Origin of the sequence: Peribacillus simplex (assembly GCF_001578185.1) — a bacterium.
Lineage (GTDB): Bacteria > Bacillota > Bacilli > Bacillales > DSM-1321 > Peribacillus > Peribacillus simplex_A.
Window position 1 is genome coordinate 5,161,067 of the sequence record NZ_CP011008.1, and the last position, 15,377, is coordinate 5,176,443.

The 15,377-nt window shown below is 41.7% G+C and carries 15 protein-coding genes and 1 pseudogene; all 16 read right to left on the minus strand.

All coding sequences use genetic code 11. From position 1 onward, the window contains the following. Positions 1-74: 74 nt before the first annotated feature. The 16 genes and pseudogenes from wecB to rho all read right to left on the minus strand — a co-directional run bounded on the left by wecB (position 75) and on the right by rho (position 15,143). The gene (gene wecB / locus UP17_RS24205; protein WP_061465711.1) at positions 75-1,217 is read right to left on the minus strand and encodes a non-hydrolyzing UDP-N-acetylglucosamine 2-epimerase; all 1,143 of its coding nucleotides are present in this window, start codon (positions 1,215-1,217) and stop codon (positions 75-77) included. Positions 1,218-1,239: 22 nt separating this feature from the next. Next, a complete protein-coding gene (gene upp / locus UP17_RS24210) occupies positions 1,240-1,869 on the minus strand; it encodes a uracil phosphoribosyltransferase (protein WP_034315825.1) in 630 nt (209 codons plus the stop codon). Between the two features lie 235 nt (positions 1,870-2,104). Next, positions 2,105-3,346: a serine hydroxymethyltransferase gene (gene glyA / locus UP17_RS24215; RefSeq protein ID WP_061465713.1), complete on the minus strand. Its 1,242-nt coding sequence runs from the start codon at positions 3,344-3,346 to the stop codon at positions 2,105-2,107. Positions 3,347-3,715: 369 nt separating this feature from the next. Continuing rightward, entirely contained in the window at positions 3,716-4,312 is a 597-nt protein-coding gene (locus UP17_RS24220; RefSeq protein WP_061465714.1) for a TIGR01440 family protein, read from the minus strand. A gap of 82 nt (positions 4,313-4,394) precedes the next feature. Beyond that, the gene (rpiB, locus tag UP17_RS24225) at positions 4,395-4,841 is read right to left on the minus strand and encodes a ribose 5-phosphate isomerase B (RefSeq protein WP_061465717.1); all 447 of its coding nucleotides are present in this window, start codon (positions 4,839-4,841) and stop codon (positions 4,395-4,397) included. 127 nt (positions 4,842-4,968) lie between these two features. Next, positions 4,969-6,244: pseudogene (locus tag UP17_RS24230) on the minus strand (methyl-accepting chemotaxis protein). A gap of 22 nt (positions 6,245-6,266) precedes the next feature. Then, a complete protein-coding gene (locus UP17_RS24235; protein WP_061465719.1) occupies positions 6,267-6,710 on the minus strand; it encodes a low molecular weight protein arginine phosphatase in 444 nt (147 codons plus the stop codon). Positions 6,711-6,856: 146 nt separating this feature from the next. Then, complete coding sequence (locus UP17_RS24240) at positions 6,857-7,423, minus strand: manganese efflux pump MntP (protein ID WP_061465721.1); 567 nt, start codon at positions 7,421-7,423, stop codon at positions 6,857-6,859. A gap of 75 nt (positions 7,424-7,498) precedes the next feature. Then, positions 7,499-8,548: an L-threonylcarbamoyladenylate synthase gene (locus UP17_RS24245; RefSeq protein ID WP_061465722.1), complete on the minus strand. Its 1,050-nt coding sequence runs from the start codon at positions 8,546-8,548 to the stop codon at positions 7,499-7,501. Between the two features lie 262 nt (positions 8,549-8,810). Continuing rightward, positions 8,811-9,692 carry a stage II sporulation protein R gene (spoIIR, locus tag UP17_RS24250; protein WP_061465724.1) on the minus strand — a complete coding sequence of 294 codons (882 nt, stop codon included), beginning with the start codon at positions 9,690-9,692 and terminating at the stop codon, positions 8,811-8,813. Between the two features lie 274 nt (positions 9,693-9,966). After that, a complete protein-coding gene (prmC, locus tag UP17_RS24255; protein WP_284149547.1) occupies positions 9,967-10,836 on the minus strand; it encodes a peptide chain release factor N(5)-glutamine methyltransferase in 870 nt (289 codons plus the stop codon). Then, positions 10,829-11,899 (minus strand): peptide chain release factor 1, encoded by a 1,071-nt coding sequence (gene prfA / locus UP17_RS24260; RefSeq protein ID WP_061465726.1) that lies wholly within the window; start codon positions 11,897-11,899, stop codon positions 10,829-10,831. The genes prmC and prfA overlap by 8 nt, the downstream gene beginning before the upstream one ends. A gap of 159 nt (positions 11,900-12,058) precedes the next feature. Then, the gene (locus UP17_RS24265; RefSeq protein WP_061465728.1) at positions 12,059-12,514 is read right to left on the minus strand and encodes a hypothetical protein; all 456 of its coding nucleotides are present in this window, start codon (positions 12,512-12,514) and stop codon (positions 12,059-12,061) included. 245 nt (positions 12,515-12,759) lie between these two features. Next, on the minus strand, positions 12,760-13,365 hold the full coding sequence (locus tag UP17_RS24270) for a thymidine kinase (protein ID WP_061465730.1): 606 nt from the start codon (positions 13,363-13,365) through the stop codon (positions 12,760-12,762). A 138-nt stretch (positions 13,366-13,503) separates the two neighbouring features. Beyond that, a complete protein-coding gene (gene rpmE, locus UP17_RS24275) occupies positions 13,504-13,704 on the minus strand; it encodes a 50S ribosomal protein L31 (protein WP_053348458.1) in 201 nt (66 codons plus the stop codon). 149 nt (positions 13,705-13,853) lie between these two features. After that, positions 13,854-15,143: a transcription termination factor Rho gene (gene rho / locus UP17_RS24280; protein WP_034315849.1), complete on the minus strand. Its 1,290-nt coding sequence runs from the start codon at positions 15,141-15,143 to the stop codon at positions 13,854-13,856. Positions 15,144-15,377 lie beyond the last annotated feature (234 nt).

Genomic DNA, 15,377 nt, shown 5'->3' on the forward strand with positions numbered 1-15,377 from the left:
CTTAGCAGTTATCTTTTCTCAACAACCTTGGAGTATGCAAATAAAAAAGGAAAAGCCACGTGGCTTTTCCTTTTTTATGAATCAAATCTAGTTGGCGGTATATTTATTTGCTTAAAATAGTATCGGATGGCTTCAGCAATACGGGCCGAAGCATTTCCATCCCCATATGGATTTGAAGCCTTGGACATTTTTTCGTGTTCCCCTCGATTGGTGAGCAATTCATGTGCCATATTGAATATGGTTTGTTCATCAGTACCCGACAACCTTAAGGTTCCAGCTGCAATTCCCTCTGGGCGTTCAGTCGTATCCCTCAAAACAAGAACAGGTACACCTAGTGACGGTGCCTCTTCTTGGATTCCTCCAGAATCGGTCAAAATCAGATAAGCTCTTGAAGCGAAGTTATGGAAATCCAATACATCCAGCGGCTCGATTAAATGTACCCGTGGATCGTCCCCGAGAATTTCGTTTGCTAATTCTTGAACAAGAGGATTCAAATGGACTGGATAAACCACTTGAACGTCCTCATGCTCAGCAATGATTCTCTTGACGGCCCTAAAGATATTCCTCATGGGTTCCCCTAGATTTTCTCTGCGGTGGGCGGTAAGTAAAATGAGCCTGTCTTCTCCAAGTCCATTTAAAACCGGATGGGAATATGTGGACCGCACAGTCGTTTTTAAAGCATCTGTTGCCGTATTTCCCGTCACGAAGATATTGTCTTTCTTGTTTTCGTTCAGCAGATTCTCCTCCGCTTTTGAAGTCGGTGCAAAATGCAAATCCGCCATCGTACCGGTAAGCTGCCGATTCATCTCTTCCGGATATGGGGAATACTTATTCCATGTGCGCAGCCCCGCTTCTACATGACCAATGACGATCTGATTATAAAAAGCAGCCAGACTTGCGACAAACGTTGTGGTTGTATCACCGTGGACAAGAACAATATCGGGTTTAGCTTCCTTCATTACGGAATCAAGACCATTTAATGCTCTTGTTGTAATGTCAGCAAGCGTTTGCCTTTCCTTCATTATGTTCAAGTCATAATCCGGCTGAATGGAAAATAATTCGAGAACTTGATCTAACATTTGGCGATGCTGAGCCGTAACAGCAACGATCGGCTTGAAATATTCTGGGTGTTTTTGAAATTCGAGTACTAAGGGAGCCATTTTGACAGCTTCTGGTCTCGTCCCGAAAATTGTCATGACCTTTATCGGTTTGTTCATTCGTGACACCTCAGTTTCTTTCTTATTTTGTGCCGAATAAACGATCTCCTGCATCTCCAAGACCCGGAACGATATAACCATGTTCATTCAGTTTTTCGTCAAGTCCCGCAATATAAATATCAACATCAGGATGGGCTTCTTTTAGTGCTTCTACACCCTCTGGCGCTGCGATCAAACACATGAATTTAATGTTGACTGCACCGCGCTTTTTAATGGAATGGATCGCTTCGATGGCTGAACCGCCAGTTGCTAACATCGGGTCAACGACAATGCATTCTCTTTCTGCCAAATCACTTGGCATTTTCGCATAATATTCAACTGGTTTCAATGTTTCAGGATCACGGTAAAGTCCAACATGTCCAACCTTTGCAGCTGGAATCAGCTTAATGATTCCGTCCACCATCCCTATGCCTGCACGTAAAATCGGGACGATCCCTACTTTTTTACCAGAAAGCATTTTCACTTTCGCCGTGCTTACAGGTGTTTGGATTTCCACCTCTTCCAGTGGCATATCCCTTGTAATTTCAAATGCCATCAATGATGCAACTTCGTCCACTAGTTCGCGGAATTCTTTTGTTCCTGTATTTATATCACGTATATAGGCTAATTTGTGTTGAATTAACGGGTGATCGAAAACATAAACTTTTCCCATTCAGCATCTCTCCAATTCCATTGCTTATTTTTGCGCTTTTTTATGATTTCCCTAATTGAATAGAAAAATTGTCGTGTCTTTTATAATTCACTTCAACCTATTTTACAGAAAAATGTTTCAATCTTCAATAAAGGTTTAGATGTCAGACCTTTTTTACTATTCGGACTATTCTAATATACTCACCTTCTTTAAAATACAAAAAAACCGCTCCCTTTAAAAGGGAGCGGCTCCGATATTACATTGAAGGATATAATTCAAATTTGCTCGTTAATGATTCAACGCGCTGTTTTGCTTCTTCAAGTTTAGCTTCGTCTTCATTATTTTTCAAAACAAGTCCGATGATTGAAGCTATTTCATCCATGTCTTCCAACCCGAAGCCACGCGATGTCACTGCAGCAGTCCCAATACGAATACCACTTGTAACGAATGGTTTTTCCGGATCATAAGGAATCGCATTTTTGTTAACTGTAATACCGATTTCATCCAAAACATGTTCTGCGATTTTTCCTGTTAATCCTGTTGAGCGTACATCAAGAAGAATCAAGTGATTGTCCGTTCCATCAGAAACAAGGGTGAATCCTTCTTTCTTCAAACCTTCGCCCAAGCGTTTAGCATTATCGATGATTTGTTGTGCATACACTTTAAAATCATCTTGAAGCGCTTCGCCGAATGCAACAGCCTTAGCGGATATCACATGCATCAATGGCCCACCTTGAATACCAGGGAAAATGGATTTATCAATTTTCTTACCGAATTCTTCTTTACAGATGATCATTCCTCCGCGTGGTCCGCGAAGTGTTTTGTGAGTAGTTGTCGTTACAAAGTCTGCATATGGAATTGGACTTTGATGCAATCCTGCTGCAACTAAACCTGCGATATGCGCCATATCGACCATTAAATAAGCTCCAACTTCATCTGCAATTTCACGGAATCGCTTGAAATCAATTTCACGTGGATATGCACTTGCACCAGCTACGATCAATTTCGGTTTATGCTGACGGGCTTTCTCCAATACATCATTGTAATCAATACGGTGATCTTGTTCGTCTACACCATATTCAACAAAATTGTAGTTAACACCACTGAAGTTAACTGGACTTCCATGTGTTAAGTGGCCGCCATGAGAAAGGTTCATCCCAAGCACTGTGTCGCCAGTTTGAAGTACTGTAAAGTAAACGGCCATATTAGCTTGAGCTCCAGAGTGAGGCTGTACGTTTACATACTCCCCGCCGAAAATTTCTTTTGCACGCTCACGTGCTAGATCTTCAACGATGTCAACATACTCACATCCGCCATAGTAACGTTTTCCAGGGTATCCTTCTGCATACTTATTAGTTAAGACCGACCCTTGCGCTTCCATGACAGCTTCACTTACGAAGTTCTCAGAAGCAATAAGCTCAATCTTACTTCTTTGACGCCCTAATTCCAGTTGAATTGCGTTAAACACTTGCTCATCTTGCTTTGCTAAACGATCCATTCCGTAATTCCTCCCCAAATTGTGCGTGATTCGCTTTTTAGATTTATGTGCAACATGCCTTCTAAAAGACATGAAAAAGCCTTACCAATAATAATTAGAAAATTCTACTCCATTTTAACATGTCTAATTTAGAAGTGATAGTCTAATTTTATCGAACATTAGATGTTTTTTTATTAAAAAACGTTCGTATTTAACAGTTAAATTAAGTTAAATAGCTCTTTTACCCTATATTTAATCAGTGAAAAAACCATTTTATTGGCACTAAAAAATTAAGGATTTTTTGTGAACATTATCTTAAGCTTTACACTTCCGCTATCATTCTATACGAAAAACAGCATTCCCCACCCGAGAAATGCTGTCTAACTTTACCTATAAAGTACAACTCTTGTTTTCAATGAGGTCCTGATAAACGGCCCGTTCCCCGCCTATTAGTTTCGGGCGGGTTTTTGCCATGGTCACATGTGCATGTCCTATTTCTTTAATGGCAGATCGAACTGGAACCGCCACATGCTTTAAATGCATGCCAATGAAGGTATCCCCAATGTCTATCCCCGCTTCCGCTTTAATATGCTCAACGACGACAGCATCCTTCCATTGTTGATAGGCGAACGTTGCCATCGATCCCCCAGCTGTTCTGACCGGCACAACCGAAACTTCTTCATAATCGTTTCGCACTGCGGTTTCCCTTTTCAAAACCAGGGCCCTATTTAGATGCTCACAACATTGATATGCAACCTGAATGCCCGTTTTTTCTTGAAAATCCCTCACTACGGAATAAACCATCCCCGCAACGTCGAGCGTCCCTTCCGTACCGATTCGTTTTCCGATCACTTCACTTGTACTGCAGCCGATTACCAGTAGCTGGTTTTCTTTTAAAGCTGCCTCTTCTTGAAACTCATGTAATAGTTTCCGAAACTGGTTTTCCCATATCTCAAGCTCATTCGAAAATATAGCATCATTTGTCATGAAAACGCATCCTTTCAATAAGAAAACTTGCTATTGGAAGAAAAGAGTGGACTCTCTAAATTCTTTTCCAGAACCTTAACGATTAGCTGTGTTTACCTTCATATTCCGCTATCTTACCAATCCTGTTTTGATGACGCCCGCCTTCGAATTCCGAAGTCAGCCATGTTTGTGCAATTTCCCTGGCAAGACCCGGACCAATGACACGTTCCCCCATAGCTAACATATTGGTATCATTATGCTGACGGGTCAACTTTGCACTATAGACATCATGAACCAATGCACAACGGATCCCTTTGACCTTATTAGCCGCAATGCTCATTCCAATTCCAGTACCACAGATTAAAATCCCCCGATCGAACTCACCCTTTGCAACTTTTTCTGCAACCGGCAATGCATAATCCGGATAATCCACTGACGTACTGCATTCACAGCCAAAGTCCTCAAATGGAATCTGTAATTCATTCATTAAATTCTTTATTTCTTCACGGATATGTATGCCACCATGATCCGAAGCAATCGCAACTTTCATCAAAATCCTCCCCTAGCTTTTTTATTTGATTTTATTGTGTCACAAAATTATGAAAAGATAAAGGACGGCCAACCTTTTTCTCCCGTAAAGAAGCAGGAAACCAACTAAGGTTTCCTGCTGAAAAATGTCAAGTGTTAAAGCGTGTAATGGTCCCGTTCAACTTTTCCGCTTGCACTTTAAGGTCCATCGCCGATTTTTTGACGTTTTCCATGACTATTGCTTGTTCGCTCGTCATAGCTGTTACTTCTTCCGCTCCAGCAGATGTTTCTTCTGCAATGGCAGCCACCTCTTGGGACTGCCTAGATGTTTCTTCTACACTTTCCATTTGACGGTCAACAAGCTCAGTAATATCTTTTACTGCAACGACCACATTATGTACCGTTTTTGTCATTCCTTCTATCGCTATATCCGTATTTGTCCCGTTTTGGGCTTCTTCATTTGCCGATATGACCTGATCGCCGATTTGTTTCACAACTGCCTGGACCTCAACTTGAATATTTTGAACCAGGTTCGAAATGCCCTGAACAGCTTTCGCACTCTGATCAGCTAACAACCGGACTTCTTCGGCTACAACCGCGAACCCTTTTCCATGTTCTCCTGCCCGTGCAGCTTCAATGCCAGCAGGTTCGTCTGTGCCGCAATCTCGCCGACAAGTTCGATGATTTGCTCCACCTTTTTTGCATTTCCCTCTAAACGATTGACTGTTTTCAGCGACTTTTGATTTTCTTTAGCCAATTGTTTAATGCCATGAACCAAGGAATTGACTACCGCTTTGCTCTGAACAAGTTCTGTAGCCATATCACTGGATAGTCCAACGGATTCCTGTGCTTTGCTTTGAACCTTTTTGGCAATCATGACGACATCATCAATGGATTCAGCAGTATTCATGATGGAAGCGGCAGATGTATCCGCCCCTTTTGAGATTTCCTCTATGGTTCTTCCTATATTATCTGCCTGTTCGGATGCTTTTGAAGATTCTTGAGAGATATGGAGGACCTTTTTGTTGGTCTCACGGAAATTCTCTTCAATATTCCGAACCATGTCCTTAAGGTTAGAAAGCATATGATTGAAAGCAGTGCCTAATGAACGGATTTCATCATCCGTCTTCGATAACACCACTTCTTCGTTTATACTTCCATCAGCAGCACTTAATACGGCTTTTTCTAGTCTTTTTATGGTTTAGTAATAAGACCAGAAGCGAAAAACGAAAGAATCCCCGACCACAGTATGCCTAATAAAAGCGCCCCTACACTAAAACTTAGCAAACTCGTTTTTCCAAAAAACATTGGATGGATCACGAAAATAAAAAATGCCGAGGTTGAATAGGTGATCAGAGCAAGGACTGTAGTGAAGATAACCAATTTTTTTCGCAAGCCAAATTTATAATGTGTTCTTTCCTCCATACCGCTCCCCCCTGTAGACTGTTTACTCTTTCAGCCTTATGACTAATTCTTCCATTAATTCCTGCAGCTCCCTGAAGGTTTCCCGATAGATGCCTTCAGAACCGCCAAACGGATCTATTATGTCTCTATCATATTTATCGTCAATAACGAATTCTTTTAAAGTAAAAGTCTTATCGATCATCTTAGGATATGTACGGATAATGACCGCTTTATGCCCTTCCGTCATGGTGAAAATATGAGTCGCCCACTCCATTTCCTTCTCGGATAAAGGCGTTGAATGATGATTATGCACTATGTCATTCTCAACCAATACATTTTTAGCATGCACGGAAGCATCCTGGCCCACTGAAGCATAAACACCAGCGGACTTCACTTCAACACCTGCAATATGCTTATTTTTTAATATCGCTTCTGCCATGGGGCTTCTGCATGTGTTACCTGTACATACAAATAATACTCGGATCATATTAACGCCTCCTTTTTATTCATTATAAGCTATCGCCCGTTCTATATAGGCAAAAAAATAAACACTCTCTTTATGTCATGAGAAAAATAAAAACCGTCCCGATAATCGGAACAGTTGAGGAAGGAAAGGTATGAGGTCAAGTGGATTTAAAAAGAGAACAATAATTTTAATCCAAACGCACACAGGATGCTTCCGCCAAGAATCTCACTATAAACTCCGAGCACCCCCTGTATTTTTCTACCCAGTAATAGCCCTCCCCACGTTAACAGAGTGGCAGCCAACCCAAAACAAAGAATGGTTATAATCGTTTTCGCACCGTAAATCCCCAGGGTTAATCCTACTGAGAAGCTATCCAGGCTTACCCCTAAAGCAAAAATGAATAGGCCTTTCCCGACAGGAGCCAGCATCTTAATTCCCCTGGCATCAGCTTCACCCTTTTTACCCGGGATGAACATCTGTATACCAAGAATGACCAACAAGAGACCTCCGGCGTATGTAGCAAAGGTCCCGAATTTTTCTGAAATGAAACGACCTGCCCCCATACCAAGCAAGGGCATCCAAATATGAAAAATACCTACTATCAGCCCTATAAAAAATACTTGCCTCAACCTTAGCTTAAACATTCCCATTCCTAGGCCGACGGAAAAGGCATCCATTCCCAACGCGAATGCCATGAGCAATAAGGTGATGATTTCCCCAGCAAATGTATTCATTCCAATCCTCCCTCGGACGTGCCTATTACATGTTATGCATGTCCGAAAAGAAATAGAAGAATAAATCAGTCCTCGTTACACATGTTCCTCGATGATTTGATGACCTGCCGCCTTCTCAAGCCGGTTCATGACAGCAGCCCCGATACCGTAGTCAGGAAACATTTCACTGAAAATGATATCGACCTCCAGCTCATCAAATTGTCGTAAAGTATCATATAAGCCTGTCGCAACTGTATGTAAATCCGATAAAGAACCTGGGGCAACCACATAATCCGCATTATAATCCTGTTGATGTTCTAAAGCCGTTATGATGCCTACCTTTAACCCGTCATTTCTTTTTTCATTCACAAGCCTCTGAAGGAATGATTGATTACCCTTGACTAAAAATAGCGGGGCTTTTGGAGCATAGTGGGTATATTTCATGCCCGGAGCTTTTGGCGCCGTTTCCTGATTCTTCAAAGCGACATCTTGCCTGACTTCTCCTATTACCGCTTCCAACTGTTCCAAGGTCACCCCACCAGGCCTTAAAATAACAGGGACTTCCACAGTGCAATCCAGTACTGTGGATTCTACGCCCACACCCGTAGTACCGCCATCGACAATGCCTGCAATCCGGCCCATCAAGTCATCTTCAACATGTTTGGCTGAGGTGGGGCTTGGTTTTCCTGAAGTATTTGCACTTGGAGCCGCAATGGGCAAATCACTCGCACGAATAAGACCGAGGGCAACCTGATGATCTGGCATCCTGACAGCCACCGTGTCCAATCCAGCTGTCACAAGAGTTGATAGCTGGCCCGGTTTTCGTTTCATGATCAAAGTCAAAGGACCCGGCCAAAATTCCGCCATTAGCTTCCGTGCCTTTACCGGGATCTCTTCTACAATACCTGACAACTGGTCATCTGAGGCTATATGAACGATTAAAGGATTATCACTCGGACGCCCTTTTGCTTCAAACACTTTTTTGACCGCCTCGTCACTTTTGGCATTCGCGCCTAGTCCATAAACGGTCTCCGTAGGAAAGGCAACCACTTGATTAGCCATTAATAATTCAGCTGATTGTGTAATCTGGGGATAACTTTGTAAATTATCCACATTTTTATCCACTGACCAAACTTTCGTTTTCATTTTTAACACCATCGCCTTTTAACATTTCTTATTTTATATGATTGCTTTTATATGAACGATATTTTCAACTTATCTTACTAATTTTACTTAAAAGATACTTTGAAAGTATAAAAGAAGTATACACATAATTCAAGTGTTATCCACAAATTGGGGATAACTATATCGAATCCGTGGATAAGTTTGTGGATATTAAAGATTAATGACAGACTTTTTTGATTTTTTGTTAATAACCCTGTGGATATGTTTTTTAAATTATCTGATCTTAAAAAAGCTCATTGAAGATTTCTGCAAATAAGGACTTCACTTCTACCTCAGGCTCCTTTTCACCTTTATAAAATTGTTGACCCTGTTCATTGGATGCCGCAAGCTTCTCTTTGTTTTCCTTACCATTCCCATCAATGACTTCCTCCGTTAATTCCTCGTTCCCCTTTACTTCTGTCACTTCACCTTCTACCTCTGGCTCGATAACCTTTACCGTTTCTTCCGGTACTTCCTCTTTTACACTTTCATCTTTTACCTTTTCTTCAACTTCTTCCTCTTGAATAGGTTCTTTCTCTTCATTCGTTGCAGCATAAGCCTTCCCTCCCGAAGTTTCGGATTCTTTATCTTCATCCTCGACAATCGGACTTTGACTTACAGCCGTCCCATTTGAAAAATCCAAGAAACATAATGGAGGAAATAACACACACCACCAATTAGCCCCTTCCCCTTCACCCAGTGTAATGATCACAGCTTCATAATCCCCTGCCGGATATAAATACTGCCCGTAAAGTTTTGTTGGAAATTCCGCTTGTCCAAAATCTACTTTTACTGACTGTTCCAAACCATGTTCCTTTATAACCGCCTCAGCCGTGGCCTGGATATCCGGTAGATGTGAGGTGATCACATCCCTCGCGTCATCCAAAGAAGTAAGCTCCTCGACCCACTTTGTGATATCTTTATTTACCTCATCCCTAATCAGCCGCTTAACCGATTGATCCTCTTCTGTATCACTATTAGCAAGTATCCGCAGACGAATCGCCTCATCCGGGATCACCATCGTTTCCTCTGCACCGACCATTTCCGCTTTAGGCATATATATACTTACGATCGTTCCTATAGTTAAGATTAATAGATAAATAATGGCTAAATGTTTAGTTTTCATCGCCTTCGCCCCCTCACATGAATTAGTCTCACCATTTTCCAGCTATCTTAAACTAGTAAAAATCAAAAAAGTTGATAGTTGGAAATATAGATTCCAATTTGATAGTGAGGGGGGAGATTATAAAAAAAACCGCCTCTAAGTAGAGACGGATCCAGACTGTTGACCAACTCGATATTTTATTGATTTTTTTGCACACTGTTTTTTGAGGGTTTGCACTATTAGAACGTTGATTGGTACGTAGGGCACTCGCTTTCCGTCCCAAAGAAGAGACGGATTATTTTAATACGGCAAAGACCATTCTATCTTTTTCGTTAATGTCATTTACAATGGATACTTCTGCGGCGGGAAAGGTTCGCTTCAATAAATCGGCAACCGCCTGACCCTGTCCAGTACCCACTTCAAAACCGATCAGTCCAGGCACCTTCATGATTAGAGGTAACTGTTCCATAAAACGGCGGTAAAAATCCAGCCCGTCGACACCAGCAAATAATGCACGATGTGGTTCATGGCCTGTTACGACTACAGACATGGATTTTTGATCATCATTTGGTATATATGGCGGATTCGATAAAAGGATGTCCACCTTCTGGTTCGTGTTAATGAAAGGCTGAAGCAAATCACCCTGCATGAACTGCACTTCGGCACCAAGTGATTCGGCATTTTCCCTCGCTACTTCAAGTGAAGGATCTGCTATGTCCGTGGCCATCACCAACAAGCTTGTTTTTTCAAGTTTCATCGTAATGGCGATTGCACCGCTGCCCGTCCCAATATCAGCTAATCGGAGCTTCTGTCCCTCCATAAAAATGGCCGGGAGTTTACGTAATGTATAATAAATCAATTCTTCTGTTTCAGGTCTCGGTATCAGCACTTCCTCATTTACAAAGAAGGTCCGTCCATAAAATTCTTCACTGCCTATTATATATTGGATGGGTGTTCCATCAGCGTGAAGCTCAATAGCTGCCTTAAATTGTCCAAAATCATCTTCACTAAGCTCATCATGAAGGTTGGCTAGTAGCTGGGAGCGAGTTTGTTTTAATAAATGCTGTAACAGGATTTCCCCTGCATTGGCGTCACGATCATTTTCCTTTAAAAAAGAAGAAGCCCACTTAAGGGCTTCAAACACTTTCAGGCCAGAATTATTCATCTGCATTTTCCAGCCTTGAAGATTGGTCTTCCATGATTAAAGCATCCACGACATCATCCAGTTTACCTTCCATGATTTGATCCAGCTTTTGAATCGTTAAACCAATGCGGTGGTCAGTAACGCGGTTTTGCGGGAAGTTATACGTGCGAATCCTTTCGGAACGATCGCCCGTACCAACAGCAAGCTTCCTATTTTGATCATATTCCGCCTGCACTTCGCGATGGATTTTATCATACACCCTGGCACGCAAAACCTTCATCGCTTTTTCTTTGTTCTTGATTTGTGATTTTTCATCTTGACAGGATACAACCGTATTAGTCGGAATATGAGTCAATCGCACCGCTGACATGGTCGTATTGACACTTTGCCCTCCAGGACCGCTTGATGCAAAGGTATCGACACGAACATCCTTATCATGGATCTCGACTTCCACTTCCTCGGCTTCGGGTAAAACGGCAACCGTGGCTGTAGATGTATGAATCCGTCCACCTGATTCAGTTTCAGGCACTCGCTGAACCCGATGGGCTCCATTTTCGAATTTCAATTTTGAATAAGCGCCATTGCCATTAATCATGAATATGATTTCCTTGTAGCCTCCAAGCCCGGTAGGACTCGCTTCAATGACTTCAGTCCGCCAACCCTGCACTTCTGCAAAACGGCTATACATTCGGTATAAGCTACCTGCAAATAAAGCCGCTTCATCTCCGCCTGCCGCTCCGCGGATCTCCATGATTACGTTCTTATCATCGTTAGGGTCTTTCGGAATGAGCAATATTTTCAGTTTATCCTCAAGGCCTTGTATGGTCTCTTCGAGTTCATTGATCTCTTCTTTTACCATTTCACGCATATCCGCATCAAGTTTGTCCTCCAGCATAGCCTTAGCTTCCTGAAGTTGCTCACGAACCGCTTTATATTCTTTATAAGTCGATGCGGTCTCTTGAATACTGGATTGCTCCTTAGAATATTCCCTTAGCTTCTTATTGTCATTAATGATCTCCGGGTCACTTAATAGTTCATTCAATCTTTCATATCTATCTTCTACTGCTTGCAATCGATCAAACAAATTATTCACCTCATAATTTTCCAAAACATCTGAAACGAATTGGAAGTAATCCATCTTTTCTAACTATAAATAAGTAGTTCAGTGTCCCAGCTCAGTTCACTTCTAGGTTAATTATAGTATAGGTGAATAATCAACGTCAAAGAGGATTCAAAATTGTGGTTATTTCTTTAACTTAACATCTATTTTATATTGGGGCACAACCCTGGTTATCATGTCTTGAATTCGCCGCTTTTCCTCATTTCTTTTCTCTTCCGTCTTGATTTCGCCTTTATCATGGACCGTAACATGTATGGTATTGCCATTTAACCACACGGTGCCCGCTTCATAATTAGTTTTCGACTTAACGACCTCTCGGATTTTATCAATTTCCTGCCCCATGGAAGGGGAATTATTCGATGTTTGATGCGGAGTGTTTAGGACTTGATCCGATGGCCGTTCCGTTTCATTGTCCCAATCATTATTAGACATACGTTTTAAACCTTTGCCAACAAAAGCCTTTCCATCCCGGGATTGATCGCCATATTCCGAATCATTATTTATTGCATTGTCATTTTGACCGCATGCTGTTAGTGCAGCAAGAAAAAAGGCCATCATAAAAACCAGTATTGATTTCATATTATTTCCCTCCATTTTGACTAGTTAAACAAGGACATTTCCTAAGTTAGCCTTCCCAAAATGGGGCAATATTTATCTTTTATTTCCCTTCCATGTATTGGTCTTACCACCTGAATGCCTTTAGAAAGTTTTTTCAACATGGCTTATCCTCTTTCAGAATAAACTCAATTTCCCGTATAAATTACTTAACCATTTCTTCATAAAAAAGCACCCTAAGATCTCAATCGATCCTAGGGCACCATCATTCAAATATGTTCTTTAATCCCGACAGCCTGCTTACCTGGAACTTCGTGATGATGGCGGCAGCGGGGCTCGTATGATTCCGATGCACCCACAAGGATGATCGGCTCATCATAGGAGGCCGGCGCCCCATCTATCAATCGCTGTGTCCTGCTCGCAGGTGAACCGCACACTTCACACACAGCCTGCAGCTTAGTCACTGATTCTGCTAGCGACAATAGAACAGGCATAGGACCGAATGGTTCACCTCTGAAGTCTTGATCTAGTCCAGCCATAATCACTCGATAACCGCTGTCCGCAAGATGCTGGGCAACCCCGATAATTTCATGATCAAAAAATTGCACTTCATCTATAGCAATGATATCCAGGGGCTTGTCCAAATGCTTAAAAATATCAGTTGAATGGGCAATCGGTTTTGCCATCACAGAAGAGCCATTGTGCGATACGACAGCCTCTTCCGCATAGCGATTATCTATAGCCGGTTTAAATACAGCTATTTGCTCTTTAGCAAATTGAGCACGGCTGACTCGTTTAATCAATTCCTCAGATTTACCTGAAAACATGCTTCCGCAAATAAGCTCAATCCAGCCTGTTTGTTTCATTACATACATGGAAACAGCTACTCCCTTCCACCTGTCGATCCCTTAGCCATAATTGAAGTGGACCCGGCTTTATAAAAATTCTTACCTGTTTACAGAAAATAAAAAACAGGCAAGAAAAATACTTGCCTGTTTTTTAAAAAGTCCGGCTTATTTAATACCGTATTTTTTGTTGAAACGATCAACACGTCCGCCAGCTTCAGCGAATTTTTGACGACCAGTATAGAATGGGTGGCACTCTGAACAAGTCTCAACTTTGATCTCTTCTTTAACTGAACCAGTTTCAAAAGTGTTTCCGCAAGAGCAAGATACTTTTGAAAGTTTATAATTTGGATGAATTCCAGTTTTCATTCTTTTCAGCTCCTTCTGCCCTGAATCATTCGAAACAGAGTTATATACTTCAAGGTGAGGGAAAAGCACCCTCACATTTATTGTAAAAACACATGAACCCATTATAGCAACTTAAGACTAGTTGTGCAACAGTTTGTTTCTTTCACTGTTTAAGAACGTTTAACGCTCGCTGGTCCCTTTTTCATTTCTGACATCTCTTCATCCAACTTACTGAAAAACTCTTCATTACCTTTTGTCTGTTTTAGACGGCGAAGGAATTTCTCTGAGAAATCAGGTGAATCTGACATCGTTTTCCTAATAGCCCATAATTTATCCAGGCGATCTTTCGGAATTAACAATTCTTCTTTACGAGTGCCTGAGCGACGGATATCGATTGCAGGGAAGATACGTCTTTCGGCAAGGGCACGGTCTAAATGCAGTTCCATATTACCCGTACCTTTAAATTCCTCATAAATGACATCGTCCATTCTCGAACCCGTGTCTACCAATGCCGTAGCAAGGATCGTCAAGCTGCCGCCTTCCTCGATATTCCTCGCCGCACCGAAAAAGCGTTTTGGACGATGGAATGCAGCAGGGTCAATCCCTCCGGATAGTGTACGCCCGCTCGGCGGAATGACAAGGTTATAAGCACGGGCAAGCCGGGTAATGCTATCCATTAAAATGATGACATCCCGTTTATGCTCCACAAGGCGCATAGCTCTTTCCAACACTAGCTCTGCCACCTTTATATGGTTTTCAGGCACTTCATCGAACGTTGAACTCACCACGTCTCCAGCAACGGAGCGTTCAATGTCCGTCACTTCTTCCGGGCGTTCATCGATCAACAGTACAATCAATTCCGATTCAGGATGGTTCGTGGTTATCGCATTGGCAATTTCTTTGATAAGCATCGTTTTACCAGCTTTTGGGGGTGCGACAATCAGACCACGCTGTCCAAAACCTACCGGTGCCAAGACATCCATAATTCTAGTTGATAAGTTCTTCGGTGTCGTTTCCAGTTTAATTTGTCTGTTTGGATACAGCGGTGTTAAGCCTGGAAAATGTACACGCTCCTTAGCCGATTCCGGATTATCGCCATTGACGGCTTCAACATGCAGCAATCCATAATAACGCTCGTTTTCTTTTGGAGGTCTTACCTTACCGGACACTTTATCTCCATTTCGCAAATCGAATCTGCGGATCTGTGAAGCAGAAATATAAATATCCTCCGAGCTTGGAGAATAATTAATTGGACGCAAGAAACCGAAGCCCTCGGAAGGGATGATCTCTAAAACACCCTCCATGAATAGGAGACCATCCTGCTCAGCTTGTGCTTTCAGGATAGCGAAAATAAGTTCCTTTTTTGAAAGTTTGCTGTAATAGGAAACTTTATATTCACGCGCGTGCTCATAGAGATCCTTTAGTTTCATGTTTTCTAAATTAGAAATAGTTAAATTCATTATGACACCACACTTTTATTAATTAAACGTTTTCACCCATACTGAAAAAGAAATGGTTTGTTAGATGGAAGAAAAACCGCAATCCATGTACCCGACCAGAGTTTTCTTAGAAAGGATGATACATTTTTACATGTAAAGAAGAAAATTATTTGAAGGCTTCTTGAAGTTTGGAGTGAAAGGGCAGATTTTATATATAAATCAATTAATAGTAAACCAAGCTTTATTTTACTTTTT

Coding starts and splice junctions, on each gene's coding strand:
- wecB (WP_061465711.1), bottom strand. CDS start 1,217: ATGAACAAACCGATAAAGGTCATGACAATTTTCGGGACGAGACCAGAA.
- upp (WP_034315825.1), bottom strand. CDS start 1,869: ATGGGAAAAGTTTATGTTTTCGATCACCCGTTAATTCAACACAAATTA.
- glyA (WP_061465713.1), bottom strand. CDS start 3,346: ATGGATCGTTTAGCAAAGCAAGATGAGCAAGTGTTTAACGCAATTCAA.
- UP17_RS24220 (WP_061465714.1), bottom strand. CDS start 4,312: ATGACAAATGATGCTATATTTTCGAATGAGCTTGAGATATGGGAAAAC.
- rpiB (WP_061465717.1), bottom strand. CDS start 4,841: ATGAAAGTTGCGATTGCTTCGGATCATGGTGGCATACATATCCGTGAA.
- UP17_RS24235 (WP_061465719.1), bottom strand. CDS start 6,710: ATGATCCGAGTATTATTTGTATGTACAGGTAACACATGCAGAAGCCCC.
- UP17_RS24240 (WP_061465721.1), bottom strand. CDS start 7,423: ATGAATACATTTGCTGGGGAAATCATCACCTTATTGCTCATGGCATTC.
- UP17_RS24245 (WP_061465722.1), bottom strand. CDS start 8,548: ATGAAAACGAAAGTTTGGTCAGTGGATAAAAATGTGGATAATTTACAA.
- spoIIR (WP_061465724.1), bottom strand. CDS start 9,692: ATGAAAACTAAACATTTAGCCATTATTTATCTATTAATCTTAACTATA.
- prmC (WP_284149547.1), bottom strand. CDS start 10,836: ATGAATAATTCTGGCCTGAAAGTGTTTGAAGCCCTTAAGTGGGCTTCT.
- UP17_RS24265 (WP_061465728.1), bottom strand. CDS start 12,514: ATGAAATCAATACTGGTTTTTATGATGGCCTTTTTTCTTGCTGCACTA.
- UP17_RS24270 (WP_061465730.1), bottom strand. CDS start 13,365: ATGTATGTAATGAAACAAACAGGCTGGATTGAGCTTATTTGCGGAAGC.
- rpmE (WP_053348458.1), bottom strand. CDS start 13,704: ATGAAAACTGGAATTCATCCAAATTATAAACTTTCAAAAGTATCTTGC.
- rho (WP_034315849.1), bottom strand. CDS start 15,143: ATGAATTTAACTATTTCTAATTTAGAAAACATGAAACTAAAGGATCTC.